General features: G+C 66.4%; 27 protein-coding genes and 1 tRNA gene. 24 read left to right on the top strand and 4 right to left on the bottom strand.

Features of this window, described 5'->3' with window-relative positions:
* The first annotated feature begins 246 nt into the window (after positions 1 to 246).
* The 18 genes from ACR81A_RS08750 to ACR81A_RS08665 all read left to right on the top strand — a co-directional run bounded on the left by ACR81A_RS08750 (position 247) and on the right by ACR81A_RS08665 (position 14,850).
* On the top strand, positions 247 to 1,407 hold the full coding sequence (locus ACR81A_RS08750) for an ABC transporter permease (protein ID WP_440311612.1): 1,161 nt from the start codon (positions 247 to 249) through the stop codon (positions 1,405 to 1,407).
* Positions 1,400 to 1,801, top strand: coding sequence for a hypothetical protein (locus ACR81A_RS08745; protein WP_440311611.1), 402 nt, complete (start codon positions 1,400 to 1,402; stop codon positions 1,799 to 1,801). The genes ACR81A_RS08750 and ACR81A_RS08745 overlap by 8 nt, the downstream gene beginning before the upstream one ends.
* Positions 1,798 to 2,022, top strand: a complete 225-nt coding sequence (locus ACR81A_RS08740) for a helix-turn-helix domain-containing protein (RefSeq protein ID WP_202382904.1) — start codon at positions 1,798 to 1,800, stop codon at positions 2,020 to 2,022. The genes ACR81A_RS08745 and ACR81A_RS08740 overlap by 4 nt, the downstream gene beginning before the upstream one ends.
* The gene (locus ACR81A_RS08735) at positions 2,019 to 2,945 is read left to right on the top strand and encodes an ABC transporter ATP-binding protein (protein WP_440311610.1); all 927 of its coding nucleotides are present in this window, start codon (positions 2,019 to 2,021) and stop codon (positions 2,943 to 2,945) included. The genes ACR81A_RS08740 and ACR81A_RS08735 overlap by 4 nt, the downstream gene beginning before the upstream one ends.
* Entirely contained in the window at positions 2,942 to 3,700 is a 759-nt protein-coding gene (locus ACR81A_RS08730) for a hypothetical protein (protein ID WP_440311609.1), read from the top strand. Before ACR81A_RS08735 ends, ACR81A_RS08730 begins: the two co-directional genes overlap by 4 nt.
* A 60-nt stretch (positions 3,701 to 3,760) precedes the next feature.
* A complete protein-coding gene (locus ACR81A_RS08725; RefSeq protein ID WP_202382901.1) occupies positions 3,761 to 4,024 on the top strand; it encodes a phosphoribosyl-ATP diphosphatase in 264 nt (87 codons plus the stop codon).
* Between the two features lie 96 nt (positions 4,025 to 4,120).
* On the top strand, positions 4,121 to 4,963 hold the full coding sequence (hisG, locus tag ACR81A_RS08720) for an ATP phosphoribosyltransferase (protein WP_440311608.1): 843 nt from the start codon (positions 4,121 to 4,123) through the stop codon (positions 4,961 to 4,963).
* Positions 4,964 to 4,977: 14 nt separating this feature from the next.
* Positions 4,978 to 5,775: an imidazole glycerol phosphate synthase subunit HisF gene (gene hisF, locus ACR81A_RS08715; protein ID WP_202382899.1), complete on the top strand. Its 798-nt coding sequence runs from the start codon at positions 4,978 to 4,980 to the stop codon at positions 5,773 to 5,775.
* Positions 5,772 to 6,137, top strand: a complete 366-nt coding sequence (gene hisI, locus ACR81A_RS08710; protein WP_202382898.1) for a phosphoribosyl-AMP cyclohydrolase — start codon at positions 5,772 to 5,774, stop codon at positions 6,135 to 6,137. Before hisF ends, hisI begins: the two co-directional genes overlap by 4 nt.
* 100 nt (positions 6,138 to 6,237) lie before the next feature.
* Complete coding sequence (locus ACR81A_RS08705; protein ID WP_440311607.1) at positions 6,238 to 7,806, top strand: anthranilate synthase component I; 1,569 nt, start codon at positions 6,238 to 6,240, stop codon at positions 7,804 to 7,806.
* Positions 7,803 to 8,381: a Trp biosynthesis-associated membrane protein gene (locus ACR81A_RS08700; protein WP_202382896.1), complete on the top strand. Its 579-nt coding sequence runs from the start codon at positions 7,803 to 7,805 to the stop codon at positions 8,379 to 8,381. The genes ACR81A_RS08705 and ACR81A_RS08700 overlap by 4 nt, the downstream gene beginning before the upstream one ends.
* Before the next feature lie 34 nt (positions 8,382 to 8,415).
* The gene (locus ACR81A_RS08695) at positions 8,416 to 8,649 is read left to right on the top strand and encodes a DUF6704 family protein (protein WP_202382895.1); all 234 of its coding nucleotides are present in this window, start codon (positions 8,416 to 8,418) and stop codon (positions 8,647 to 8,649) included.
* A 1-nt stretch (position 8,650) separates the two neighbouring features.
* A complete protein-coding gene (gene trpC, locus ACR81A_RS08690; protein WP_440311606.1) occupies positions 8,651 to 9,421 on the top strand; it encodes an indole-3-glycerol phosphate synthase TrpC in 771 nt (256 codons plus the stop codon).
* A 14-nt stretch (positions 9,422 to 9,435) separates the two neighbouring features.
* The gene (trpB, locus tag ACR81A_RS08685) at positions 9,436 to 10,707 is read left to right on the top strand and encodes a tryptophan synthase subunit beta (protein ID WP_440311605.1); all 1,272 of its coding nucleotides are present in this window, start codon (positions 9,436 to 9,438) and stop codon (positions 10,705 to 10,707) included.
* Positions 10,704 to 11,501 (top strand): tryptophan synthase subunit alpha, encoded by a 798-nt coding sequence (trpA, locus tag ACR81A_RS08680; protein WP_440311604.1) that lies wholly within the window; start codon positions 10,704 to 10,706, stop codon positions 11,499 to 11,501. Before trpB ends, trpA begins: the two co-directional genes overlap by 4 nt.
* Before the next feature lie 82 nt (positions 11,502 to 11,583).
* Entirely contained in the window at positions 11,584 to 12,537 is a 954-nt protein-coding gene (gene lgt, locus ACR81A_RS08675; RefSeq protein ID WP_440311603.1) for a prolipoprotein diacylglyceryl transferase, read from the top strand.
* A gap of 13 nt (positions 12,538 to 12,550) precedes the next feature.
* The gene (gene pyk, locus ACR81A_RS08670; RefSeq protein WP_202382890.1) at positions 12,551 to 14,020 is read left to right on the top strand and encodes a pyruvate kinase; all 1,470 of its coding nucleotides are present in this window, start codon (positions 12,551 to 12,553) and stop codon (positions 14,018 to 14,020) included.
* A 122-nt stretch (positions 14,021 to 14,142) separates the two neighbouring features.
* Entirely contained in the window at positions 14,143 to 14,850 is a 708-nt protein-coding gene (locus ACR81A_RS08665) for a hypothetical protein (RefSeq protein WP_440311602.1), read from the top strand.
* 12 nt (positions 14,851 to 14,862) lie between these two features.
* On the opposite strand, the gene ACR81A_RS08660 is transcribed toward ACR81A_RS08665, so the two are convergent.
* Complete coding sequence (locus ACR81A_RS08660) at positions 14,863 to 15,984, bottom strand: fatty acid desaturase family protein (RefSeq protein WP_440311601.1); 1,122 nt, start codon at positions 15,982 to 15,984, stop codon at positions 14,863 to 14,865.
* Between the two features lie 186 nt (positions 15,985 to 16,170).
* Here ACR81A_RS08660 and ACR81A_RS08655 point away from each other — a divergent pair, with 186 nt between their 5' ends.
* Both ACR81A_RS08655 and ACR81A_RS08650 read left to right on the top strand, forming a co-directional pair.
* On the top strand, positions 16,171 to 16,368 hold the full coding sequence (locus tag ACR81A_RS08655; protein ID WP_202382887.1) for a hypothetical protein: 198 nt from the start codon (positions 16,171 to 16,173) through the stop codon (positions 16,366 to 16,368).
* A gap of 265 nt (positions 16,369 to 16,633) precedes the next feature.
* Positions 16,634 to 17,350: a DUF1361 domain-containing protein gene (locus ACR81A_RS08650; RefSeq protein WP_202382886.1), complete on the top strand. Its 717-nt coding sequence runs from the start codon at positions 16,634 to 16,636 to the stop codon at positions 17,348 to 17,350.
* 317 nt (positions 17,351 to 17,667) lie between these two features.
* Here ACR81A_RS08650 and ACR81A_RS08645 read toward each other — a convergent pair.
* A tRNA-Leu gene (locus ACR81A_RS08645) sits at positions 17,668 to 17,752 on the bottom strand.
* 164 nt (positions 17,753 to 17,916) lie between these two features.
* Here ACR81A_RS08645 and ACR81A_RS08640 point away from each other — a divergent pair.
* Positions 17,917 to 18,525 carry an ANTAR domain-containing response regulator gene (locus ACR81A_RS08640; protein WP_125098422.1) on the top strand — a complete coding sequence of 203 codons (609 nt, stop codon included), beginning with the start codon at positions 17,917 to 17,919 and terminating at the stop codon, positions 18,523 to 18,525.
* Between the two features lie 75 nt (positions 18,526 to 18,600).
* On the opposite strand, the gene ACR81A_RS08635 is transcribed toward ACR81A_RS08640, so the two are convergent.
* Complete coding sequence (locus ACR81A_RS08635) at positions 18,601 to 19,053, bottom strand: hotdog fold thioesterase (protein ID WP_202382885.1); 453 nt, start codon at positions 19,051 to 19,053, stop codon at positions 18,601 to 18,603.
* A gap of 128 nt (positions 19,054 to 19,181) precedes the next feature.
* On the opposite strand from ACR81A_RS08635, the gene polA reads away from it, so the two are divergent.
* On the top strand, positions 19,182 to 21,806 hold the full coding sequence (gene polA / locus ACR81A_RS08630; RefSeq protein ID WP_440313141.1) for a DNA polymerase I: 2,625 nt from the start codon (positions 19,182 to 19,184) through the stop codon (positions 21,804 to 21,806).
* On the opposite strand, the gene ACR81A_RS08625 is transcribed toward polA, so the two are convergent.
* Complete coding sequence (locus ACR81A_RS08625; RefSeq protein ID WP_440311600.1) at positions 21,803 to 22,024, bottom strand: hypothetical protein; 222 nt, start codon at positions 22,022 to 22,024, stop codon at positions 21,803 to 21,805. The genes polA and ACR81A_RS08625 overlap by 4 nt on opposite strands.
* Before the next feature lie 836 nt (positions 22,025 to 22,860).
* Here ACR81A_RS08625 and ACR81A_RS08620 point away from each other — a divergent pair.
* A complete protein-coding gene (locus tag ACR81A_RS08620; protein WP_440311599.1) occupies positions 22,861 to 23,931 on the top strand; it encodes a helix-turn-helix domain-containing protein in 1,071 nt (356 codons plus the stop codon).
* Between the two features lie 125 nt (positions 23,932 to 24,056).
* Positions 24,057 to 25,505, top strand: a complete 1,449-nt coding sequence (gene rpsA, locus ACR81A_RS08615; RefSeq protein ID WP_202382883.1) for a 30S ribosomal protein S1 — start codon at positions 24,057 to 24,059, stop codon at positions 25,503 to 25,505.
* Positions 25,506 to 25,580 lie beyond the last annotated feature (75 nt).

Below are 25,580 nucleotides of genomic sequence, written 5' to 3'. Positions count from 1 at the left end.
TGCGGCCTTGCCCACTTTCCTGCCGTTATATCCCGCCGCGGGGTAAGTTTGCTGCGCGAGGGGAGCTCGCATGCGCGTTTGGCCTGCCCATTTGCGGGCAAGCTGCCCTGCGGGGTGGCGGGGTGGCGGGAGCCGAGCCTGGCCAAAGGAAGGGAGCTGTGCGCCCGGGCGCGTCAAGGGTGCTTGACATTTTGCCGAACGCCTGATTGCCTAGGTGTCAAGTAAACTTGACGAAACGAGGGTGGCATGCGGCTCCGCACACGAATCGGCGCGTTTCGCGCGCTCGTGCGCGCTGACGCCCGGGAGCTGCGCCGCGACCGCCTTGTTGGGGCATCCATGCTCACCATGGCGCTGGTGCTGCTCGTCATCCACACCTGCATGTGGCTGGCGTTCTCCGTGGTGGGCGACGCCCCGCGGGTAGACGCGAGGGGGCTCACTGGCGCCGCCGCGATGCCCGTGGCTGCGCAGCTTGAGGCCCGGGGTGTGCTTGCATCCTCCGCGGGTGCCGCAAACGTCCTAGTCAGGAGCGAGCCGGCCGCCGCGAGCGACGCTGGCGGGAACGGCAACGGCAACGGCAACGGGAACGACGATCGCATCGTCATCGAGGTGACGGAAGCACACGTGGGGTGGGATCCTGTCTGGCGCGCGCTTCGCTCTGCTGGCGTGCCCGCGGGACAGATCGACACCCTGGGACGCGACGGTGAGGCGATGCCCGACTTCCTGCGCCTCAACCTCGGCACGATCCTCATCGCCGCGCTTGCCGCGATCTCGCTGCTCGGCACGACCGTTCCGCTCGTCGCCGCGCGGGGCAGGGGCACCCTCCAACTGCTCGGCACGACGCCGTTGCCCCGTGGGCTGTTCCTGCTCTCGCGCGTGCCGAATCGCTTGAGCCTCGTTGCGTTCAGCGTGGCCGGCGTCACTGCGATAGCGCTCGCGCGGCAGAGCATGGAGCCCACCGGGATCCCGCGCTTCCTCGGTACCGTGATGTGCGCGATTGTGCTGCTCTTCGGTCTGGCTGCGCTGTTCGCCGCGCGTGCGAGCAACGCCGAATCGAGCCAGAGCCTCATGGCGGGCGTCTGCTTCGCGCTCGTGAGCAGCGCGGGTGCGGTGCTCCCGGTGGGGCTCCTGCCGGAGCCACTGCGCCTCGTCAGTGGTCTACTGCCGGGCGGCTGGCTGGTGGAGTCCGCGAGCGCGGACCTCGCGGGTACCACTCCGTTCCTCCCGGTACCGGTGTCCTGGGGGCTCATGCTGCTCACGGGGGCTGTTTGCTTCGCCTTCGCCGCCCGCCGATTTGAGTGGGCGGCCCTACGCGGTGTCGCCGTCCCTGGCGCCGCGAGCGCCGACGCTTCGCTCTCCTCCACACACTCTCCACTGCCACACACTCTCAGGAGGTCTCATCGTGACTGAACTCACTGCAATCGAACGCAAGAACGTTCGACGCTACGCCTGGCACATGGGGCTTGCCGCGGCGCTGTTCTTGCTGCTGTTCCTCGGCGGGGGGCTGGTGGCCGAGCCAGAAACGCCGCTCGGGATCGCGCTCGGGCTCGTGCCGATCCTGCCGGTGGTGTGGATGCTGCTCGCCGCGCTGCAGTTCGTGCGGGGGCTCGACGAGTACGTGCGACCCAGAATGATGGCTGCCGCCGCGGTGGGGTTCGTTGCCGCGATGCTCGCTGCCGTGGTGATGGGCATGGTGGAGGGGGTCGTTGGTCCGATCCCATATCTCGTGTGGGGCGTGTTTGTGATCGGCATGAGCGCGTGGGGGATCGCCGCGATGGTGCTCTCTGCGCGAGGTGCGAAGTGAACAACAAGGTGCGCACCCTTCGCACGGCGGCGGGCTGGTCTCAGGTGCAGTTTGCCGAGCTGCTCGGGGTCTCCCGGCAGACGATCCACGCGCTCGAATCGGGCAAGTACGACCCCTCGCTTCCCCTTGCGTTTCGAATCTCGCACGTGTTCGGCCGCCCGATCGAGGAGATCTTTGTGCCCGACCCTTCGGACGCACCACCCTCGGGAGGTCGAAAATGAGCGCGCCGAACGAGCCGATCATTGAGGTCGCGAACGTGAGCCAGCGCTTCGGTGAGACCGAAATCTTGCGAGGGATCGAGTTCACCGTGGGCGCGGGGGCGATCGTGGGGCTCCTCGGGCCGAACGGAGCGGGGAAGAGCACCACGGTGGACCTCATCGCGGGGCTCACCTCACCGAGCGTCGGCCGCGTGCGTGTGCTGGGCGTTGATCCCGCGACGGATCGCGCCACGATCACCGCCGCCGTTGGCGTCCAGCCACAGCAGGCCGCGCTCTTCCCGATCCTCACCGTTGACGAGACGCTCACGCTGTTTGCCTCGTTCCATGAGCATCCAGCGGATCTGGATGAGCTTCGTGCTCGCGTGCTGCTTGAGGGATGCCGCGGCACCCAGGTGCGGCACCTCTCGGGCGGTGAGCTGCGCCGGTTGCTGATCGCGATCGCGCTCGTGGGGCAGCCGCGTGTCGTGATTTTGGATGAGCCCTCGGCGGGGCTTGACCCTGCAAGTCGGCTCGGGATTGCCGAGCTGATCCGTGCGATTCGCGCGGGCGGCACCACCGTGCTGCTCACGACGCATCACCTCGACGAGGCCGAGGCGCTGTGCGACGGGGTGCTCATTATGCGGGCGGGGCAGATCGTGTTGCAGGGTGCTCCGGCCGAGCTTGCACGCGCGCACGCCGGAGGTGGCGAGGTGGCCTTCACCGTGCCGGCGGGCACGGAGCGCTCGCTCATCGCAGAGGCAGTGGGCGAAGACTGGAGTGAGACTGAGTTGCCCGCCGGTGGGAGCCGCATCACCGCGCGAAGCACTGTGCCAGATGACCTGTTGCGGCGCGTCACGTTCACTCGCGGGCTTCGCGCCTCAGGCATCACAGTGCGCGAAACCGAGCTCGCTGACGTGTACCTGCGCGCGGTGAACGGCGAACCGTGAATCTGCGTGAGGCGGTGCGCACGCAGCGCCGAAGAGCGCCCGAGCACTCCCGCATCTCGCTCGTCACCCCGATCCTGAGCATTGCGCTGCTGGCCGCCTCAGACGTGCTGTTCTCCGCGCACGGCATGGTGCTCCGATCGGGCCTCCCGCTACTCCTCGCCGTGTTGCTCATCGTGCTGCCGTTCGCTACGGTCACGGCTCCCGTTGTTGACGCGCGCGAGCGCGGTCTGCTCCGGCTCCTCGCCACCACGCCAGCTGCGCGCGGCGCTCTGCTCCGCGCGCAGCTGCTCGATTCGCGTGCCGGGAGCGCCGTGGTCATCGGTGTCGCGCTGGTCGTCGCTGCGGCGGTGCCCGGGGCGATCGAGCTCGGCTCCGTCGGGGGTGGCTCCGTCATTCGTGCGTATTTCGTTGGGCTCGGCGGGCTGCTGCTCGCCGGGGTGGCACTGTCTGCGTGTGGCATGGCGCTCGCGGCGGCCGTGGCTGCGCGCGTCGCCCGGCCGGCACGCGCGCGAGCGATCGGTGCAGTGCTTCCCGCGGTGGTGCTCCTGACGGGCGGAGTGCTGCCGCTCGCGAGCATCGCTCCGGCCCTCGGCAGGGCGTTCGAGTGGGTGCCGACGTCTGCGCTTGCGCGGATGGCCGGGGAATCTCTTGCGGGAGCTGAGGCTGGAGTCGTTGGCGGAGCGATTCTGGCGGGCGGGATCGCTGCGGCGTCAGCGATCCTCATCGGATGGGCAATTCGCGTGTGCGCTCACTGAGTTGGGGGCGAGGAGCTCGCCATGGCACGGGCCGCCGCCGAAACCCGGTAGTGTAGAACCGTGAAATCCTTCGACTCGCTCTTCGCTGAGCTCTCCGAGAAGGCCGCGACTCGGCCTGAGGGGAGCGACACGGTCGCTCGCCTCGATGCCGGCATCCACTCGATCGGTAAGAAGATCGTTGAGGAGGCCGCCGAGGTCTGGATGGCCGCGGAGCACGAGTCTGATGAGGCCTGCGCTGAGGAGATCAGCCAGCTGCTCTACCACCTGCAGGTTCTGATGCTCGCCAAGGGGCTGAGCCTTGAGGACGTGTACACGCATCTGTAGCGTCGGTGCCCTTCCCGGCGCCGACGCTTGCCGCTGACCTCACATCACCCGGCACGCTGCAGATTCGGCTGCCACCACGGAAGGAACTCCTCCACCATGCTTCGCATCGCCGTCCCGAACAAGGGATCGCTCTCCGAGATCGCCGCCGAGATGCTCGCGGAGGCGGGCTACTCGGGTCGCCGTGACAGCCGCAAGCTCGTTCACGCGGACACGCGCAATGACGTCGAGTTCTTCTACCTCCGCCCGCGTGACATTGCGACCTATGTGGGATCGGGGGCGCTCGACGTGGGCATTACCGGGCGCGATTTGCTGCTCGACTCCGGCTCGACGGCCACCGAGGTTGAGACGCTCGAGTTCGCGGACTCCACGTTCCGCTTCGCGGCGCCGGCCGGCGGCGGATTCACCGAGCTGTCCGACCTCGCGGGGAAGCGGATTGCCACGAGCTACCCGAAACTCGTGGATGACTTTCTGCGGGCGCGCGGTGTCGAATCAGTGCTCGTAAAGCTCGACGGCGCCGTCGAGTCTGCGGTGCAGCTCGGCGTCGCAGACGCCGTGGCCGATGTGGTCTCGACCGGTGCAACGCTGCGTGCCGCCGGACTCGAGATCTTCGGACCCGTGATTCTCGAGTCGACCGCGGTGCTCATCGGAGGGCCGAACGAGCACCCCGGGATCGAGCGCCTGCTGCGCCGCCTGCGCGGTGTGCTCGTGGCCCGCAAGTATGTGCTCATGGACTACGACCTGCCCGCCGCGCAGCTCGAGGCTGCCTCGCAGGTGGCCGGTGGCATGGAGTCGCCCACGGTGTCGCCGTTGAAGGATGAGGCCTGGGTGGCGGTGCGCGTCATGGTGCGCGCCGACGAAGCGAACACGATCATGGACGAGCTCTATGACCTGGGCGCCCGCGCGATCCTGGTCACGCCCATCCACGCCGCTCGCCTCTAACAGGAGCCTGCCTCATGACTGTTGCAACCCGAGTGATTCCCTGCCTCGACGTGGCCGCGGGCCGTGTTGTGAAGGGGGTCAATTTTCTGAACCTGCGCGATGCGGGGGATCCAGTCGAGCTCGCGGCGAAGTATGCCGAGCAGGGCGCCGATGAACTGACCTTCCTCGACGTCACAGCTACGGTAGATGACCGCTCCACCACTTACGACGTGGTGCAGCGCACCGCCGAGCAGGTCTTCATCCCGCTGACCGTTGGCGGCGGGGTGCGCAGCGCCGAAGATGTTGCCCGGCTCCTCGGCGTTGGTGCCGACAAGGTCGGCATCAACAGTGGGGCAATCGCACGCCCGGACGTGATTGGTGAGATCGCCGATCGCTTCGGCGCGCAGGTCGTGGTGCTGTCGCTCGATGTGAAGCGGAGCCCGCGAACGCCCTCCGGATTCGTCGTTACGACTCACGGCGGCAAGCGGGAGACCGACCTTGACGCGCTCGAGTGGTGCCGCGAAGCGGTGGAACGCGGTGCGGGTGAGCTGCTCGTCAACTCAATGGACGCCGACGGCACGCAGGATGGTTTCGATCTGGAGCTCACCCGACTGGTGCGTGAGATCGCCGATGTCCCGGTGATCGCATCTGGCGGCGCTGGCGAGCTCGCGCACTTCGCGCCTGCCGTGGAGGCCGGTGCGGACGCAGTGCTTGCCGCGTCGGTGTTCCACTACAACAAGTTCACAATCGGTGAGGTGAAGCGCGCGCTTGCCGACGCGGGCCACACGGTGCGCCTCCCCGGCGCGATCGCGCGTGAGAGGAGCGGCGAATGATCCCCGCTGATGCGGTTCCCGAGAGCGTGAAGTTCGGCCCCGACGGGCTGCTTCCCGCGATTATTCAGGACGATGCCTCCGGCGAGGTGCTTATGCTCGCGTGGATGGATCACGAAGCACTGCGCCGAACGCTCACCTCGGGTCGGGTGACGTTCTGGTCTCGTTCGCGGCAGGAGTACTGGCGCAAGGGGGACACGTCCGGCCACCGGCAGTACGTGCGGAGCGTCGCGCTCGACTGCGACGGGGATACGCTGCTCGTTCGGGTCGAACAGATCGGCGCCGCGTGCCACACCGGTACGCGGAGCTGCTTTACGGGCCGCGAGATTCCTGCCCTGGTGGGGGAGCCTTCGCCCGAGGCGTAGGGGGAGCCTGTAAGCGGGGAACTCCCGCGGAACGCGCTGGTCCCGGATCCCGATCGAGAAGCGGCGCGGTTGCACAGCCCCCGCGCGATAGGCTGATCGGGTGACCCTGACGACCACGCGCGCAGCATTCGACGCCGCGCGATCCACCCACGCCGTGATCCCCGTCTGCCGAGAGGTGTTCGCCGACGCGGATACCCCGGTGAGCATCTACCGCAAGGTCGCGGACTCGCGGCCGGGCACCTTCCTGCTCGAATCTGCCGAGCAGGGCGGAGTGTGGACCCGCTTTAGCTTTGTCGGCGCTGGCAGCTTCGGCGTGCTCGGCGAGCGCGGCGGTCGGGCACACTGGGCGCCCGCGCCCGGAAGTGATGTGAGCGAGGAGCGACTGCTACCCGGCGGCGTCGCTGACCGCGGCCCGGTCGAGGCACTGCGGGCTGCCTACGAGCGCTGGCGCGCACCGCAGGTTCCCGGCCTCCCGCCGCTCGCCAGCGGCTTTGTGGGCTACCTCGGGTGGGAGACCGTGCGTCAGTTCGAAAAGCTCGAGCACGGCCCCAGCGAGGGCCCCGGGCTGCCCACACAGGGCCTGAGCTTCGTCTCTGAACTCGTGGTGATCGATCACCGTGAGGGAAGCGTCGTGCTGCTCGCAAACGTGCTCAACGACGGCGTGCTCGCCGACGGGGCAGCCGCCGCACACGCCGACGATCAGTGGGCCGATGCGCAGGCCAGGCTCGACGCGCTCCAAGCGGCACTCGCGCGCCCGGTGAGCTCGCCACTCGGCTCATTCGACCGCGAGGCAGAGCCCGCGCCGCGCCGGCTGACGAGCACTCCCGAGTTCCTGCGTGCGGTCGAGGTCGCGCAGCGCCACATCGTGGATGGCGATATCTTCCAGGTGGTGCCATCGCAGCGTTTCGACCAGGAGTGCATGGCAGACCCGCTCGATGTCTACCGCGTGCTGCGGCACCTGAACCCGAGCCCCTACCTCTACCTCCTGCAGCTCGAGGACGCGGACGGCGCCCCGTTTGCGGTCGTGGGATCGAGCCCAGAGGCGCTCGTCACGGTGCAGGAGAGCGGTCACGTGATGACGCATCCAATTGCGGGATCGCGGCCGCGTGGCGCAACGGTTGACGAGGATCAGCAGCACGAGCGCGATCTCCTCGCCGACGAGAAGGAGCGTGCCGAGCACCTCATGCTCGTCGACCTGGCACGAAACGACCTGTTGCGTGCCTGCGAACCCGCGTCGGTTGAGGTGACCGAGTTCATGCGGATCGAGCGCTTCAGCCACATCATGCACATTGTGTCGACGGTGGAGGGGCAGCTGCGCGAGGGGGAGAGCCCCATCGACGTGTTCCAGGCCACATTCCCCGCGGGCACACTCTCGGGCGCACCGAAGCCGCGCGCTCTCGAGATCATCGACGCGCTCGAGCCCGTGCAGCGCGGCGTCTACGGCGGCGTTGTTGGCTACTTCGGCCTGGGCGGCGCAGCCGACCTCGCGATCGCCATCCGCACCGCAACGATCAAGGACGGCATTGCGATGGTCCAGGCCGGTGCCGGCATCGTCGCAGACTCGGTGCCCGAATCGGAGGACGCCGAGTGCCGCAGTAAGGCCGCGGCCCCACTGCGCGCCATCGCAATTGCCAACACGCTGCACGAACTGAAGGAGTCTGCACGATGAGCCCGAAGCTGCTGTCCCTAAGCGGGATCGCGATTGTCGGTGGCGCAGGCCTGCTGGCCGGCGCGCAGGCCTGGGTCTCGTTCATGCTCGACGGCACCCACGACATCGAAAAGGTCACGGGCCACGCGCTGAACCCCGCGCTCTCGCCCGTCGCGATCGCCATCGTTGCGGCGGCCCTCGCGCTCACGATCGCAGGGCCCATCTTCCGGCGCGTGTTGGGCGTGCTCGTCGCGCTGCTGGGCGTGGGGCTCGCTGCGCTGACGATCAATGTGCTGCAGGCGCCCCTCTCCGCGGTTTCCGGCCGCATCACCGAGCTCACCGGCATCGCCGGCGGCGCGAGCACCACCATGGTGGTGTGGAGCCAGGTGTCCGTGTGGGCGTGGGTCAGCCTCGCCGCGGGCGTGCTTGCCGCGCTGCTGGGAGTCCTCGTCGCGATTACGGGCGGGCGTTGGGTCACCGGCGGTCGCAAATACGATGCGGGATCGGCGGCAAAGTCGCGCGGCGGCGCGCCCGACCGCATCTCGGACTGGGACGCGCTGAGCGACGGCGACGACCCCACCGCGGATATCCGCTAGGCTTAAAGAGTTCACACCCGTTCAGAGGAGATTCATGAGTACCCAGCACGGAGACCCCGGTCACGGTGATTCGCCCGCCGCATGGACGGCGGTCGTGGTGATGCTGCTTGGCATCGCTGCCGGCACCGTCTTCTTCTTCCTGCACATGTCGACCATGGTGTGGGTGTGCGCTGGCATCGTCGTTCTCGGCGCCATCCTCGGGTGGATCCTGTCGAAGGCGGGCTACGGCGTTAACGGCCCGAAGTTCGCCCCCAAGACGCACGACTAACGTGCTCGACCAACTGCTCGCGGGATCCCTCGAGGACGCGCGGGCGCGACGAGAGCTTCGGTCCTCCGCTCAGGTGGAGGCCGAAGCTCTCGGTCGTGCTCCCGCACTCGACGCACTCGCTGCCCTTGCCCCCGCCGACCACATCAAGGTGATCGCCGAGGTGAAGCGCGCGAGCCCCTCTCGCGGTGACCTTGCCGAGATCGCGGAGCCGCAGACGCTCGCGGCGCAGTACGAGTCCGGCGGCGCGAGCGCCGTCAGCGTGCTGACCGAGGAGCGCAAGTTCAAGGGTTCACTCGCGGACCTCGAGGCTGTCCGCAAGGCCGTGAGTATTCCGGTGCTCCGCAAAGACTTCATCGGCGACGAGTACCAGGTGCTCGAGGCGCGTGCTACAGGTGCAGACCTCGTGCTGCTCATCGTGGCTGCGCTGCCGCAGGAGCGCCTCGTGTCGCTGCACACCATGATTCGCGAGCTCGGCATGACCCCGCTCGTGGAAGCACACTCCGCGGACGAGGTGGCGCGCGCCGTCGACCTGGGTGCCCAGCTCATCGGCGTGAACGCCCGCGACCTGCGTACCTTTGAACTCGATCGCGAGCTGTTCGGCCGCGTTGCCGACCAGATCCCCGCTGGTGTCATTCGCGTGGCCGAATCGGCCGTGCTCGACGTCGCGGATGTGGCGCACTACCGCGAGGCCGGCGCTGATGTCGTTCTTGTCGGTGAGGCGCTCGTGACCAACGATCCCGTCGCGACGCTGCAGTCTTACCTCAGCGTCTGACACTGAGGAAAACCATGACAGATCACCCCGCAGAAGCGACGACGCCCACCGGGGCCGCATCGGAGTCCGTGACGAGCCTGCGCGAGCAGCACGGTCCGTTCTTTGGTGACTTCGGCGGCCGGTTCATGCCCGAATCGCTCATCGCAGCAATCGATGAGCTGACGGCGGCATACGTCGAGGCGCAGGCCGATCCCGAGTTCCGTGCCGAGCTCGTTGAGCTGCTCGAGAGCTATGCGGGGCGCCCATCGCCGATCACCGAGGTGCCGCGGTTTGCCGCGCACGCTGGTGGAGCGCGAATCTACCTCAAGCGCGAGGACCTGAACCACACCGGCTCGCACAAGATCAACAATGTGCTGGGCCAGGCGCTGCTGACGAAGCGCCTCGGCAAGAAGCGCGTCATCGCGGAGACCGGCGCCGGCCAGCACGGTGTGGCGACCGCGACCGCAGCGGCTCTCTTCGGTCTCGAGTGCACGATCTACATGGGCGAGGTGGACACCGAGCGTCAGGCTCTCAACGTGGCCCGCATGCGCCTGCTCGGCGCAGAGGTGATTCCGGTGACCACCGGTTCACGGACGCTGAAGGACGCCATCAACGAGGCGTATCGCGACTGGGTGGCCACGGTCGATCGCACCAACTACATTTTTGGCACCGCCGCGGGCCCGCACCCGTTCCCCGCGATGGTGCGCGACTTCCAGAAGATCATCTCGGAGGAGGCTCGCGCCCAGCTGCTCGCACGCGAGGGGCGTCTGCCCGACGCGGTCGTTGCCTGCGTGGGCGGCGGCTCGAATGCCATTGGCATGTTCGATGCCTACCTCGATGACGCGGACGTAAAGATCTACGGTGTGGAGGCTGCGGGCGACGGTGTCGACACCGAGCGTCACGCCGCGTCCATCGAGCGCGGCCGGCCGGGCATCCTGCACGGCGCCAAGACCTACGTGCTGCAGGACGAGGATGGGCAGACGATCGAGTCGCACTCGATTTCGGCCGGACTCGACTACCCGGGCGTTGGTCCGGAGCATGCCTGGCTGTCCGATATCGGCCGTGTGAGCTACATTCCCGCGACCGACGACGAGGCGATGCAGGCGCTGCGCCTGCTCAGCCAGACCGAGGGCATCATTCCCGCGATCGAGTCAGCTCACGCGCTGGCTGGCGCGATGCGGATCGCGAAGGATCTCGGCCCGGAGCAGATCGTGATGGTCAGCCTCTCCGGGCGCGGCGACAAGGACATGGCAACTGCGGGCCGCTACTTTGGCCTGCTCGATGGCGAGGCAGGAGCCGAGGGATGAGCGGGATCGAATCTCAGGTCGAGCGTGCGATCCGCGCCGCGAAGGCCGAGCGCGCTGGCGCGCTGATTGGCTACCTCCCCGTCGGCTTCCCGGATCTCGATACGAGCGTCGCAGCGGCGATCGAGATGGCGAATGCGGGCGCAGATGTGCTCGAGCTTGGCCTGCCCTACTCCGATCCGGTCATGGACGGACTGATTATTCAGGAGGCCACGCAGACCGCTCTTGCGGGCGGCTTCCGCGTTGCGCACGTGTTCGAGGCCGTGCGCCGCGTGCGTGAGGCCGTCGACGTGCCCGTCCTCGTGATGACCTACTGGAACCCGGTGATGCAGTACGGGGTTGAGCGCTTCGCGGAGGACCTTGCCGCCGCGGGCGGCGCTGGCCTCATCACGCCGGACATCACCCCCGATGCCGCTGGCGAGTGGATCGCGGTGTCGGAGCGTGTCGGCCTCGACCGGGTGTTCCTGGCGGCGCCGAGCTCCAGCGATGAACGTCTCGCGCTCGTTGCCGAGTCGAGCACGGGCTTTGTCTACACCGTGTCGACCATGGGCATCACGGGAGAGCGTGCGGAGCTTGACGCGGCAGCTCGTGGCCTCACCGGACGACTTCGTGCGCAGGGGGCCGAGCTTGCCTGCGTGGGGATCGGGATCTCCACGGCCGAGCAGGTCGCCGGGGCCCTTGAGTACGCGGACGGCGCCATCGTCGGTACCGCGTTCGTGCGCGCGCTGCGCGACGGCGGTGTTGCGCAGCTCGGGGAAACCGTGCGTGCAATCGCTGCGGGAACCGCGCCGCGCTAGGATGAATTTCGACCGCTGTGTCGCACTGGCACAGCACCACCAGCAGCTTCCAGCGGCCTAGCCGCGGGCGAAAGAGGAGTGAATGATTCTCCCAATGAGCATCCCCAGCCCCGATCTGCAGTTCCTGCAGATCGGCCCCCTGCGGATCTACTTCTACGCGCTCTGCATCATCGCGGGGATTATCATCGCGGGGATCTGGACGGCTCGCCGTCTGACCGCCCGCGGGGGAGAGAAGGGCGCAACGCTCGACTTCCTCGTGTGGTCGCTCGTGCTCGGCATCATCGGCGCGCGTCTCTACCACGTGGTGACGCACTGGGGTGACTACTTCGGTGCGGGCAAGAACCCCCTCGAGATCTTCGCGTTTTGGAACGGTGGAATCGCCATCTTCGGCGCGCTGCTCGGCGGCGGCGTCGGCGTGCTGATTGCCTCGCGCATCACGGGCATCCGCTTCGCCTCGTTCGCGGATGCGCTGGTTCCCGGTCTGCTCATTGCGCAGGCGGTCGGCCGCCTCGGCAACTGGTTCAACCACGAGCTGTTCGGTGGCCCGACCACGCTGCCCTGGGGTCTCGAGATCGAGTCGTCGAACCCCGCCTTCCCGATCGGTCTGCCCGAGGGCACGCTCTTCCATCCCACCTTCCTCTACGAGGCGCTGTGGAACATCCTCGGCATCATCGTGCTGCTTGCCATCGAGCGGAAGTGGCGCCCCCGCTGGGGCACCTTCTTCGGTATGTACCTCGTCTGGTACGGCATCGGCCGCGCATTCACTGAGTCGCTCCGCGTCGATCCGAGCCTGCTCTTCCTCGGTATCCGCACGAACGTGCTTGCCGCGCTCCTCGCGATCGTTGTCGGCCTCGTTGTGATCTTCGTGCAGCGCCGTCGCCACGTGGGCCTCGAGTCCTCGGTGTACCTGCCGGGACGCAGCAACCCGCTTGACTCGGTGCTTCGCGACACCGCTGACCCCGACGAGTTCTTCCACGTGATCGACCACGGCGATGCACCCGCCGCAACCGTCGATTCCGCTACTTCGTCACGCTAAGCAAGGAGAGCACATGCGCCACGCCAAGATCGTTGCGACCTGGGGGCCGGCGGTCTCCAGCTACGACCACACGCTGGAACTGATTCGCGCGGGCGTCAATGTGGCCCGACTCAACATGTCTCACGGCACGTACAACGTGCACGAGGGGATTTACCGCAACATCCGGCGCGCGGAGATCGAGGTCGGGCGTCCCATCGCGGTGCTTGCAGATCTCCAGGGGCCGAAGATCCGCCTCGGCAAGTTCGAGGGTGGCCCGTACGAGCTCGAGGTGGGCGATGAGTTCGCAATCACCACGCGCGACATCGTGGGGGATCGCACGATCTCCAGCACCACCCACAAGGGGCTGCCGGGCGATGTGAAGGTCGGCGACCCGCTGCTCGTGGACGACGGTAAGGTCGGTCTCCGCGCGGTGCGTGTCACCGAGGACACGGTCTACACGACCGTCGAGATCCCCGGTGCAGTGTCGAACAACAAGGGCATTAACCTCCCCGGTGTCGCGGTCAACGTGCCCGCGCTCTCCGACAAGGATGAGCAGGATCTGCGCTGGGCGATTGCCCTCGGCGCCGACTACATCGCGCTCTCGTTCGTGCGCGACGCCGCTGATATCACCCGCGTGCACGAGATCATGGACGAGGAGGGCGTGCGCCTTCCCGTGATCGCCAAGATCGAGAAGCCGCAGGCCGTCGAGCACCTCGAAGAGATCGTCGACGCATTCGACGGCATCATGGTGGCCCGTGGCGACCTGGGCGTCGAACTGCCCCTCGAGCAGGTGCCGCTCGTGCAGACCGAGGCGATCGCGCTCGCGCGACGCAACGCGAAGCCGGTGATCGTGGCAACGCAGGTGCTTGAATCGATGATCGAGAACCCCCGCCCCACGCGCGCCGAGGCCTCCGACTGCGCGAACGCGGTGCTTGACGGCGCCGACGCGGTGATGCTGTCCGGCGAGACGAGCGTTGGGGCATACCCCGTTGAGGCGGTTGCCACCATGGCACGCATCATCGAGGCCACCGAGGATCACGCGCTGGATCGCATCGAGCCGCTCGGTGTCGAGCCCCGCAGCCAGGGTGGCGCGCTGACGCTTGCAGCGTCCGAGGTCGCAGACTTCATCGGCGCGCGCTACATTTGCGTGTTCACGGAATCCGGCGACACGGTGCGGCGGATGTCGCGCCTGCGGAAGCCGATCCCGATCATCGGGTTTACGCCCGATGCGAGCACGCGACGCCGCATGGAGCTCACCTGGGGTGCCCGCAGCTACGAGGTGCCGCGCGTGGAGAGCACCGATGAAATGTTCACGCAGGCGGACGAGCTGCTGCTCGAGCACTCGCGCGCTGAGGTGGGCGACAAGGTCGTCATCATCGCCGGTTCCCCTCCCGGAATCGTCGGGACCACGAACACGCTGCGCATTCACCGGATGGGTGAGACCACGGGAAAGCTGCCTGAGGCAGGCCCGCGCAAGCACACGCTGGGGCGCGCTGACTCCTAGCGAGTCGCGTCTCGCGTAGGAGAGCGGGGTCCGGCGAAGCGGAAGCTTCGTGGGCCCCGCTTCGCTGTGTGGCGGGAGCGGGAGGGTGTCGCCCGTCGGAGGCGCTCGCTAGGCTGTGGCACATGCGTGCTTCGATCTCCACAGCTCCTCCTGCGGTGCTCACGTCAGCGCACGGGGCTCGCCAGCGATTCCCACGCGCGCTGCTGCTCGGGATCGCTGCGCTCGGTGTGCTGGGCCTCGCCGCGTGCGCGCCTGAGCCGGGGGAGGCACCCGCGAGCCCGGCTCCCACAACCTCCGCCCCTGCGCCGGAAACGCCGAGCGCGCCAGAGCCGCCCGCTGAGCCGAGAACTGGCGCACTCGAGGCTCCGCTGGTTCTCCCAGCATGCAACGCGCTCGTCACGCCGGAGCAGGCCGTCGAGTTGGGGGAGCCGCGATACGAGGAACTCGACGCAGAGACGAGCGATCGACTCGCGGGCGTGGCGCGCGATGGCGCAATGGGCCCCGCGGCGAACGCGGCGCTCGACGCGGCGACCGAGATTCGGCAGTGCTCCTGGGGTGTTCCGAACAGTGGCTCGCTGACGACGCTCTTCGTCGCGGTGCTCAGCCCCGAGGTGCGCGACGATTTCCGGGCAGCACTTGACGCCTCCGACTTCGAGAAGCGCACGGAGGGTGAGGCGACCGGCTACGCGTTGACCACCGAGAACGGCATCGCCGTTACCACGCAGTGGTACCTCTTCTCCGGGGATGTGTGGGTCGCTGAGGTCGGCCGCCCGGAGCATCGCTTCGCCGGCGCGGCGCTGGCCGCCGTTCAGGCCGCAAACGCCGAATAGGGAGCGGGAACGCTAGCGCGCACGCCCGTACTGTGCCGACATCGGGCATTCGAACGGGTCGCGGGCGCTGAGGCCCACCCGATTCAAATACTCGATCACAATGCCGTAGGAGTGCCACAACGACGTCTCCGTATATGGCACGCGGTGCTCGGCGCAGAACTCGCGCACAATCTTGCTCGCCTTCGCGAGGTGCGGCCGGGCCATGCTGGGGAACAGGTGGTGCTCAACCTGGTAGTTCAGGCCGCCCATTAGTGAGGTGGCCCACCAGCCGCCGCGGATGTTCCGCGAGGTGCGCACCTGCTTGGAGAAGAAATCAAGCTTTGCGGACGCCGCGATGACCGGCATTCCCTTGTGGTTCGGGGCGAAAGACGCGCCCATGTACACCCCGAACACGGCGAACTGCACACCGAGGAACGCGAAGGCCATCCCCACGGGAAGGAACAGGAACACCGGCGTGAGGAGCAGGACGAAGCGGGCGGCGATAATGCTGAGTTCGATCCAGCGTCCCCGCACCGGCTCGCGCGAGAACAGGTGCCGGAAGCTGTGCAGGTGCAGATTCAGGCCCTCGAGTGTGAGCAGGGGGAAGAACAGCCAGCCCTGACGCTTCGTGATTGCGCGGCGCAGCCCGCGCGCCTCGACCGCATCCTCCTCGAGGAACGAGATCGTGTCGACCTCGATATCGGGATCCTTGCCGACGCGGTTCGGATTTGCGTGGTGGCGTGTGTGCTTCGAGTCCCACCAGGAGTAACTCATGCCAATTGAGCCGGCAAGCACGCGCGCGAGCCGATCGTTTGCGGGACCGGTCGACAAGATCTGCCGGTGCGCGGCCTCGTGCGCGAGGAAGGCGATCTGCGTGAAAATGATCCCGAGCACCGCGGCGATGATGAGCTGGAACCAGCTGTCGCCCAGCAGAATTGAGCCAGCGATTGCTCCAGCGAGAGCGACGACGATCCCGGCGCCCACAGCCGCGTAGAAGCCATGTGCTCGACGAAGTAGACCCTGCTCCTTCGCGGTGCGAGTTACCTCGACGTAGGCGCGCGCGATGGGTGGGAAGTCCCTTTCCGAAGACCGGGTGGGGCGAAGCTCTCCGAGCGCGTCAAGCGGATGTGAGAGGAGTACGTTCGAGCTCGTCATCGGGCGGCCACCATTCGAGTGGGAGAACACCATCGGCGTTACTCGGCGAAGCGCAGGGCGGTCGCCGTTCGCTTGCCTCACGGTAGCGCAGAGCGCATACTTGGAGCGCCATGTTCTCTCAGGGGAACTGGGTGCGCCGCGTCCGCACGATTCGGCAGCTGCGACGCACAGGCGTACCCTCGGAGTATGAGCGAGAACCGTACTCCGTCCCGTGCCGCATCCATTGCTTGGATGACGGGCGGCCTCATCATTGGCGGTGGGCTCGGCCTGGTCGCTGGAATCGCGATGGGCTGGGTCGGCATGGGAATCGGGGTGGGCCTCGCTCTCGGCGCGATCGTGGGCTTCATCGGCGGCGCTCCGGGGAGCGGCGACAGCACTGAGTAGCGGCCGTCCGCCAGCCTCGTGACTGCTACGGTTGAGGCGTGATGATTCTCGGAGCAGTGATCTCTTGGGCCGTGTTTGTTGGCGCCGGGATCGTGGTCGGCGTGACCCTCTGGCGCAACGCGAAGCGGAAGCGCGAGGAGCGCGACTCGTAGCGATCCCACACTGGTCTCGCTAGGGTGAGTCCATGGCAGACACCGTCCCCGCAGGGATTTTCTGGATCACGCTCGCACTCGTCAACGCGGGGCTCGCGGAACGCTAGGTCGCGATGTTTTTCCTGATTCTCGGCGCGCTCGCGCTCAACGCGTATGCACTGCTCCTCATCCTGTTGCGGGCGGCGGTGTACCGAACGCGGCTCTACAAGCCAATGATCTGGAACATTTGGCTGTCCGTCCTGCCCGTGATCGTGCTTGCGGGCGGCGGGCTCGTCGGGCTGGCGCTGTTGGTCATCGCGCCGCCAGCCGGCTTCGTCGTGCTGGGGGCCACCGGGCTCATCTGGCTGTTGCTGCTCCCGAACGCCAGCTACCTGATTACCGAACTCAATCAGTCGCATCGGCGCGATGACGATGAGGTGCCGCTGTGGTACGACATCATCCTCGTGATCACGCTTGCAATGTCGGGCGTGGTGAACACCGTGCTCAACGTGTTCATCGTCCACCTCGTCGTGGGGATCAGCCTGTACGGAGATAGCGCCGAGCGATTGCTGGCGCCGCTGCCGCTCACCGCGGTGGGGGTCGTCATGCTGCTGCTCGGATTCGGAATGTACCTCGGCCGCTATCCGCGTTTCAACAGCTGGGATCTGCGCCACCCGGTTTCCTTCGTGCGTAAGTTTGGCGAGCACTTTGGCAAGCGCGACAACATTGCCGCCTGCGCGGGCTTCACGCTCACATATGCCGTGTTCCTCGCGCTCATCTACCTGGTGGTGGCTGGGCCGGTGCTCGAGGGGCTGCGCTCGATGGAGCGCCTCCGCGAAATGCTGGGGTAGACCCGCTGGCCGGCCCTGGTGACAAGTTGCCTGGCAGACAGAAGAATGATCGCCAGCTGAGTACTCGCAGCGCGCGTTGAGTGACAACCTGCGTGGAGAACACACTTCGCTCGGGAAGTAGACCGTGCACTCATTCACTAGGCCAATAGTGAGCCCCAAGGCTAGATCACCGATCAGGCTCACAGCAGCCGGGATCGTGGCTGCGGGGCTTCAGCTGTTTTCGGGTGTGGGCACAGTGTGAGCAAGCCGTCGCGCTCCCGATATGAGAAAGGCCCCGACTGCCCAGTGTTTTGTGGGGGAGTCGAGGCCAGAGCTCGTGGTGCCGGATGCGGGACTTGAACCCGCACGTCTTTCGACAACGCATTTTGAGTGCGCCGCGTCTGCCAATTCCGCCAATCCGGCTGGATGGAACTCGCCGCACCCGGGGGCGCGGTGGAACAACAGAACTACCCTAGCGCAGGCGGAGGCCTTTTCGCGCGCGACGACGCGCCACGGGCGTTGCGACCCGCCGGACAACTCCCACCGGTTTCAGGGAATCCGGGTGGCAGATGACGTAAGCTGGAGGGGTGAATGACCAGAGCACTGCCCCGAACACCCCGCGCCGCGTCGTCGTCGCGGAGGATGAGTCCCTGATCCGCCTCGACATCGTTGAGACGCTGCGCGACAACGGATTTGATGTGGTCGGCGAGGCCGGCGATGGCGAGACCGCTGTGAAGCTGGTTGAGGAGCTCCGCCCCGACCTCGTGGTCATGGACGTGAAGATGCCCCAGCTCGACGGAATCTCCGCCGCAGAGCGCATCAACAAGACGCACCTCGCTCCCGTGGTGCTGCTCACCGCGTTCAGCCAGCGTGAGCTTGTTGAGCGGGCCAGCGAAGCCGGCGCGCTTGCATACGTCGTGAAGCCGTTCACCCCGGCCGACCTGCTCCCCGCGATCGAGATTGCGCTCTCGCGTTTCCAGCAGATCGTCACGCTCGAGAACGAGGTTGCAGACCTCGCTGAGCGTTTCGAAACCCGCAAGCTCGTTGATCGCGCAAAGGGCATCCTGAACGACAAGATGGGTCTCAGCGAGCCCGAGGCTTTCCGCTGGATTCAGAAGGCTTCGATGGATCGTCGTCTGACGATGCAGGACGTCGCAAAGACGATCATCGATCAGCTCGGACCGAAGAAGGACTAGCTTCCTCACGGCCATACACACGAGCGCCCCGGATCCTTGCGGACCCGGGGCGCTCGTGATTTGCGCGGGTCGCGGCTACTTCGAGACCTGCTTGTAGAAGTTCGTGATGCGCACGGTCGAGCAGCGCTGACCGTCCTCGTTGTCGATCGTGATCTCGTGGACCGCGATCGAACGGCCCAACTTGATCGGCACGCAGGTGCCGGTGACGCGGCCGGTGCGCGCGGATCCGGTGTGCGTGGCGTTGATGTCGACGCCGACGGCCACAGTTCCCTCCGGGGCAACGAGGTTTGCGTGCATGGAACCGAGCGTCTCACCGAGCACGACGTATGCGCCGCCGTGCATGAGCATGATCGGCTGCGTGTTTCCCTCGACGGGCATCGTGGCCACCGCCCGCTCGCGCGTAAACTCGGTGAACTCGATTCCCATTCGATCGGCGAGAGCACCGACGCCGCGATCCTGGATGTACGCGAGTGCGTCGTCCGGGTGCACGTCGCTCGGCAAAGTGGAAACGGGATCCTTCGCGGTCATCGTGTCGAACGCGCCTTTCTCTGTGGTGCGCCCCGAGGGGGCGCCTCGCCCGCGCACAATTCCACGGTGTGGATGTCGGTGTCGACTTGTAGGCTGGGCGTGTGTCGAATACGCCTCAGCCTACCCTCATGATCATTGATGGCCACTCGCTGGCCTTCCGTGCGTTCTACGCCCTGCCCGTCGACAGTTTCCAGACGCAGACCGGCCAGCACACGAACGCGATCCATGGCTTCATCGCCATGCTGATCAACCTGCTCAGCAACGAGAACCCGGACTCGCTCGCCGTGGCGTTCGATATCTCACGGCACTCTTTCCGCACCGAGGAGTACCCGGAGTACAAGGGCACGCGAGGCGAGACGCCCTCGGAGTTTAAGGGGCAGATTCCGTTGCTGCAGGAGGCCCTGCACGCTATGGGTATCACCACGCTCGAGAAAGAGAACTACGAGGCTGATGACATCCTCGCGACGCTCGCCACGCGCGGTGCGGACGCGGGGTACCGTGTGCTCGTGGTGAGCGGTGATCGCGACACAATCCAGCTTGTCGACGACCGCATCACCCTGCTGTACCCCTCGAAGCAGGGCGTGAGTGAGCTGACGCGCTATGACGCAGACAAGGTGATGGAGCGGTACGGGGTACGCCCCGAGCAGTACCCCGAGATCGCGGCGCTGGTGGGTGAGACGAGTGACAACCTGCCCGGCATCCCGCGCGTGGGCGAGAAGACCGCGGTGAAGTGGATCAACCAGTTCGGCTCGCTCGAGGAGATCCTGCGGCGCCAGGACGAGGTAGGCGGCAAGGTGGGCGAAAGCCTGCGCGAGAACGCTCACCTCGCGGAACGCAATCGCCGGTTGAACCGCTTGGTACGCGATGTGGAGCTCGACGTCACGCTCGACGAGCTGAAGCGCGGCGAAGTCGATATGACGGCCGTTGGAGAGGTCTTTGCGCGTCTCGAGTTCCGCACCCTGCTGCAGCGCGTGGGCAAGCTCGCCGGTGCAGAGGTGCCCACGGGCGGCGCAACCGCGACAGCGACCCCGCTCGCGCCGGAGAAGCCCACCGCGAAGCTCTTGATCGATGAAGAGCTGGGGGACTGGCTGGCAAAGGCCGATACGCCCGCGGTCGTCATCCAGACGAGCGAGGCTGGTACAAATGTTGGCCTCGCGACGCCCGAGTCCTCGGTGCTCTTCCACTGGCAGCCCGGCGGACGTGACTACGCCCAGTTTGAGGAGTGGCTCGCGAGCGACGCACCCAAGGTGTTCTTCGATGCGAAGCATCAGCTGCGTCTCGCCGATGAGGCGGGCGTGCGCATCGGGGGTATCGCGGGCGACCTCTTGATCGCTGCTTGGCTGCTCCGTCCTGCGACCGCAGAGAAGAACATTGCCGAAGCAGTGTTCCGTTTCCTGGGGGAGCAGGTCCCTGAGGGCGACCCCAACCAGTTGGTTCCCGACGAGGGCAGCGTGGCCGATGCGGCCGCGCTCGCCTGGTACGTCGTGCGCGCGCACGCTGCTGCGGCCGCGCGTTTCCCGGACCGGACCGGGGAGATCTATGCAGATATCGAGCTTCCGCTCGTGTCGGTGCTCACTGATCTTGAAGAGCGGGGCGTCGAGATCGACCTGCCGCTGTTTGAAGCGCACCATGCGGAGCTGACGGAGCGCGTCGCCGGTCTTGAGCAGGAAGCCTTTGCCGCTATCGGACACGAAGTGAACCTGTCTTCGCCGAAGCAGTTGCAGGTGGTGCTGTTCGAGGAACTTGATATGCCGAAGACGCGCAAGACGAAGAGCGGGTACACCACCGACGCTGCCGCGCTCGCCGACTTGCAGCAGAAGAACCCGCACCCCTTCCTCGGAGCACTGCTCGCGCACCGCGACGCCAACAAGCTGCGGCAGATGGTGGAGACGCTCATCAAAGCCGTGCAGCCGGACGGTCGGATCCACACCACGCTCGTGCAGACTGGTGCGAGCACCGGCCGCCTCGCGTCCACGGACCCGAACCTGCAGAACATTCCCGTTCGTTCGGAGGAAGGCCGCCGCATCCGCGAAGGCTTCATCCACTCGGGCGACTACGAGACGCTCATGACCGCCGACTACTCACAGATCGAGATGCGCATCATGGCCCATCTCTCGGGCGACGAGGGCTTGATCGAAGCGTTCAACGCAGGAGAAGATCTCCACCGCTTTGTCGGCTCGCGTATCTTCGGGGTGCCACCGGAGGACGTGACGAACGAGATGCGCTCGAAGGTGAAGGCGATGTCCTACGGCCTCGCCTACGGCCTCTCCGCGTTCGGGCTGTCGAAGCAGCTCGGGATCTCTGCTGCTGAAGCGAAGCAGCTCATGACCGACTACTTCGAGCGTTTCGGCGGGGTGCGCGACTACCTCCGCTCCGTCGTTGACCAGGCCAAGCGCGACACGTTCACGGAGACGATCTTTGGGCGCCGTCGTCCGTTCCCGGACCTCGCAAGCCCGAACCGGATCTTGCGTGAGAACGCGGAGCGTGCCGCGCTGAACGCACCCATTCAGGGATCGGCAGCCGACATTATCAAGGTCGCGATGATCGGTGTGGAACGACGCATGCGTGAAGCCGGGCTCGCATCCCGCATGCTCTTGCAGATCCACGATGAGCTGATGTTCGAGGTTGCTGCGGGTGAATGGGATGAGCTGGAAGTGATCGTCCGTGAAGAGATGGCGGGCGCAGCCGAGCTCTCGGTGCCGCTCGAGGTGCAGGTGGGCCGCGGAGCCAACTGGAACGCGGCCGCGCACTAGGCCGATCCGTGGGCACCGGGGCGATTCTGACTGTCCCGGTGCTCGCTCACGTATGTGCTGCTCGAGTCGAGGGCATCGCTCACCATGCGGCGAAGCGTTGTCGGCCTAAGGTAGAGCAGCTCCGCAGTGACCCGAAGAAGTCGCCAGCCGTTCGTCACGTACAGTTGCGACTTCTCGGCCACACTCGTGCACTGAGTTGCACCGTCGTCGCGGCGCATTGGGTGATACTTGACCGCCACACGGTGTGTGGGAAACGCGACCGCACTGCGCCCCAGCAGTTCCCCGGTGTCGCCCCAGACATCGTGGTCGAGCTGCGGTGGCGGAAACCCCCAATGGTGAAAGAGCACACGGAGGTGGCTCTCGGACGGTGACGCAGCTTTCGGGGAAAGGTCGTCGTAGATCTCCCGAAGTCGGGGGCGGTCGCGACGATACGGGAGTGAGAGTGCCGCGTGGAGCTCCTTTGGCGAGAGGCGAGCGGGGGCGCGCTCGGCACGCGTGATCCTGGACTCCGAGGCTCATACAGAACCGCGTCGCCCAGTGCGATCGCCTCCAGCCGCCCCAGGAGCGGTGTGAGCAGCGCCCAGGTGGTTGCTGGGTCAGTGAGCTGCACACCGTGTCGTGTGGTCACGGCAGCCAGAAACGGGGAGAGGGAGCGCGACGTGAGCCACGCACGGGGCGCGCCGGGGCGACCGTCAAATGCCGCGACATCGAGCCGTTCGGGATGGGCATGAGGTGGCGAGATGGGGAGACGCCAGAGCGCTGCCGCGGTGCGATGCGAGAAGAACGCCCCGGGTGGGAGGTGCGCCCCGAGCGCCAAAGCTCGCGCGCGGCTCTCCCGGCGCCAGCGCTCATGCATGCAGTGTGCGCTGCGGACGCACGCGTCACGACTGCGTCTGTGTGCGTGTGGAGTACTCGGGCCGCACCCGTCTCTGCGACACTCTGTAAACAACTCTCGGCGGAACAAGCGACTGGCCAGACAGTCGAGTGGCGGATTTCCGCGGTTTTCGAAGAGGCGGGACCTTGCCTCGCCACACGGACGTGGTGAGATGGTGGCATGAACACGGACATCACTAAGCGCGATCTCGGCCGCTTCGTCACCGAGCGCCGGCGCGCACTCGGACTCACTCAGAAGGAGCTCGCGGCTCGCCTCCACGTGACCGAGTCCGCAGTGTCAAAGTGGGAGCGGGGTCTCTCGTACCCGGATATCACCATGGTGCAGGCGCTTGCCGCAGAACTCGGTGTGACGGGGCAGGAACTCATTAGCGCGAGCGAGGACCATGAGGCGCGAGCTGACTCGCGCGATGCCAGGGTCTACCGTGGGTGGCGCTCCGCGATTCTGTGGAGCACCGCGATCGCATACGCTGCGACGATTCTCACGTGCCTGATTGTCAATCTTTCAGTGTCACACTCGCTGAGCTGGTTCTGGATCGTGTTGCCCGCGGTCGGCATCGCGTTCAGCCTCACTACGCTGCCCCTGCTGGGGATCCCTCGACCCGGGTGGTGCGCGCTGGGTGGTGCCCTTCTCAGCCTCCTGGTGCTCCTCGTGGTGGTGTGGCTGCAGTCGGCACCCGGCATCTGGGTCTGGATTGCGATCTCCGCAGTGCTCCTGGGACTGCTCGTGGTGTTCACCCCGATCCTGCTTTCGCTTCTCCCGCTTCCTGGTTCATTGCGTCGGCACCGCACCGTGCTCACGCTCGCGATCGACACTGTTGCGATCGCGGCGTTCCTCGGGGTGATCGCCGTGGCGGTGGGGAAGCCCGGGCTCTGGCTGCAACTCATGCTGCCTCTCGCTGCCATTGGCTTCTCGCTCGTGTGGGCGGTGGCGCTTGTGATCCGGTATGTTCCCGGACCAGTTGCCCTGCGGGTCTCGATCATTGCGGCGCTGCTCGGTGCGTCCGGGGTGGGAGTCGACTGGGCCGTGGCGCGGGTGCTGGGGGAGCCGTGGCAGTTCGCCCCGAACCTGCTGCGCTGGGAAGACGCAACGATCGACGCCAATATCAAGCTGCTCGTGTTCCTTGCTGGTCTCGGGATCGCCATCGTGGGGGTCTTCGTCGGGCTGGCAACGCAGCGCGCAAAACGCCCCGCTTCTGCGCTTGCAACTCACGAGAATGCCGCGATAGACTGAGCTGTCACATTTGTGGCGACTCAACCATGTCCACATGCGATGAGTGCGTATTTGGCCCGAACCCGGGTTGAAAAGATTTTGGCACGCATCGCCTGAATATCCTGTCCATTCTGGAGACCATTTACATGACGAACGCAACGACCACCAGCAAGCAGGTCGCGATCAACGACATCGGCTCGGCCGATGACTTCCTTGCTGCGGTCGAACTGACCATTAAGTCCTTCAACGACGGCGACCTCATCGAGGGCACCGTTGTGAAGATTGACCGCGACGAGGTGCTCCTCGACGTCGGGTTCAAGACCGAGGGTGTTATCCCCTCGCGCGAGCTGTCCATCAAGCACGACGTCGACCCCGATGAGGTCGTCGAGGTTGGCGACTCTGTTGAGGCACTCGTTCTCCAGAAGGAGGACAAGGAAGGTCGCCTGATCCTGTCCAAGAAGCGCGCTCAGTACGAGCGTGCTTGGGGCGACGTGGAGAAGATCAAGGAGAACGAGGGTGTCGTCACCGGCACCGTCATCGAGGTTGTCAAGGGCGGCCTCATCGTTGATATCGGACTCCGCGGCTTCCTCCCGGCTTCGCTCATCGAGCTGCGCCGCGTGCGCGACCTGACCCCGTACCTGGGCCAGGAGATCGAGGCGAAGATCCTCGAGCTCGACAAGAACCGCAACAACGTGGTGCTGTCGCGCCGCGCGCTCCTCGAGGAGACGCAGTCGGCTACCCGCTCTTCGTTCCTCGCGGAGCTCAAGCCCGGCCAGGTGCGCAAGGGTGTTATCTCGTCGATCGTCAACTTCGGTGCGTTCGTCGACCTGGGCGGCGTGGACGGCCTCGTGCACGTCTCCGAGCTGTCCTGGAAGCACATCGAGCACGCTTCGGACGTCGTCGAGGTCGGCCAGGAAGTTACCGTCGAGGTGCTCTCCGTCGAGCTCGACCGCGAGCGCGTCTCGCTGTCGCTCAAGGCGACGCAGGAGGATCCGTGGCAGGTCTTCGCCCGCACCCACGCGATCGGCCAGATCGCCCCGGGCGTGGTCACGAAGCTCGTTCCCTTCGGTGCGTTCGTTCGCGTTGCCGACGGCATCGAGGGCCTCGTGCACATCTCCGAGCTGTCGGGTCAGCACGTTGAGCTCGCTGAGCAGGTCGTTTCGGCCGGCCAGGAGGTCTTCGTCAAGATCATCGACATCGATCTCGATCGCCGCCGCATCTCGCTCAGCCTCAAGCAGGCGAACGACGGCGTTGACCCCGAGGGCACCGAGTTCGATCCCGCACTCTACGGCATGACCACGGAGTACGACGAGAACGGCGAGTACAAGTACCCCGAGGGCTTCGATCCTGAGACGCAGGAGTGGAAGGAAGGCTTCGAGTCGCAGCGCGAGAAGTGGGAGCAGGAGTACGCTGCTGCCCAGGAGCGCTGGGAGGCTCACAAGAAGCAGGTCGCCACGGCACTCACCGAGGTCATCGCGGCCCCGGCTGCGTCCGAGGCTGCAGGTTCGAGCTTCTCGAGCGACTCGGCTTCGACCGGCGCGCTTGCTGACGACGCGGCACTCGCTGCGCTGAAGGCACAGCTCGAGGGCAACTAACCCTCCGCACCGAAGGCCCGGACACCGAAAGGTGGCCGGGCCTTCGGCGTATCCAGGGCGCTGGGATGCCGGGAT

The sequence above is a fragment of the Leucobacter chromiireducens genome, assembly GCF_051993095.1.
In the GTDB taxonomy this organism is placed as follows: Bacteria; Actinomycetota; Actinomycetes; order Actinomycetales; family Microbacteriaceae; genus Leucobacter; species Leucobacter chromiireducens.
Note: the sequence above shows the minus strand (reverse complement) of the source record. Positions and strands in the feature narration are given on the sequence as shown.

Coding starts and splice junctions, on each gene's coding strand:
- ACR81A_RS08750 (WP_440311612.1), top strand. CDS start 247: ATGCGGCTCCGCACACGAATCGGCGCGTTTCGCGCGCTCGTGCGCGCT.
- ACR81A_RS08635 (WP_202382885.1), bottom strand. CDS start 19,053: ATGACCGCGAAGGATCCCGTTTCCACTTTGCCGAGCGACGTGCACCCG.
- hisF (WP_202382899.1), top strand. CDS start 4,978: ATGACTGTTGCAACCCGAGTGATTCCCTGCCTCGACGTGGCCGCGGGC.
- hisG (WP_440311608.1), top strand. CDS start 4,121: ATGCTTCGCATCGCCGTCCCGAACAAGGGATCGCTCTCCGAGATCGCC.
- ACR81A_RS08700 (WP_202382896.1), top strand. CDS start 7,803: ATGAGCCCGAAGCTGCTGTCCCTAAGCGGGATCGCGATTGTCGGTGGC.
- trpA (WP_440311604.1), top strand. CDS start 10,704: ATGAGCGGGATCGAATCTCAGGTCGAGCGTGCGATCCGCGCCGCGAAG.
- ACR81A_RS08660 (WP_440311601.1), bottom strand. CDS start 15,984: ATGACGAGCTCGAACGTACTCCTCTCACATCCGCTTGACGCGCTCGGA.
- rpsA (WP_202382883.1), top strand. CDS start 24,057: ATGACGAACGCAACGACCACCAGCAAGCAGGTCGCGATCAACGACATC.
- ACR81A_RS08620 (WP_440311599.1), top strand. CDS start 22,861: ATGAACACGGACATCACTAAGCGCGATCTCGGCCGCTTCGTCACCGAG.
- ACR81A_RS08735 (WP_440311610.1), top strand. CDS start 2,019: ATGAGCGCGCCGAACGAGCCGATCATTGAGGTCGCGAACGTGAGCCAG.
- trpB (WP_440311605.1), top strand. CDS start 9,436: ATGACAGATCACCCCGCAGAAGCGACGACGCCCACCGGGGCCGCATCG.
- ACR81A_RS08665 (WP_440311602.1), top strand. CDS start 14,143: ATGCGTGCTTCGATCTCCACAGCTCCTCCTGCGGTGCTCACGTCAGCG.
- ACR81A_RS08625 (WP_440311600.1), bottom strand. CDS start 22,024: ATGCGCCGCGACGACGGTGCAACTCAGTGCACGAGTGTGGCCGAGAAG.
- ACR81A_RS08655 (WP_202382887.1), top strand. CDS start 16,171: ATGAGCGAGAACCGTACTCCGTCCCGTGCCGCATCCATTGCTTGGATG.
- polA (WP_440313141.1), top strand. CDS start 19,182: ATGATCATTGATGGCCACTCGCTGGCCTTCCGTGCGTTCTACGCCCTG.
- lgt (WP_440311603.1), top strand. CDS start 11,584: ATGATTCTCCCAATGAGCATCCCCAGCCCCGATCTGCAGTTCCTGCAG.
- ACR81A_RS08695 (WP_202382895.1), top strand. CDS start 8,416: ATGAGTACCCAGCACGGAGACCCCGGTCACGGTGATTCGCCCGCCGCA.
- hisI (WP_202382898.1), top strand. CDS start 5,772: ATGATCCCCGCTGATGCGGTTCCCGAGAGCGTGAAGTTCGGCCCCGAC.
- pyk (WP_202382890.1), top strand. CDS start 12,551: ATGCGCCACGCCAAGATCGTTGCGACCTGGGGGCCGGCGGTCTCCAGC.
- ACR81A_RS08650 (WP_202382886.1), top strand. CDS start 16,634: ATGTTTTTCCTGATTCTCGGCGCGCTCGCGCTCAACGCGTATGCACTG.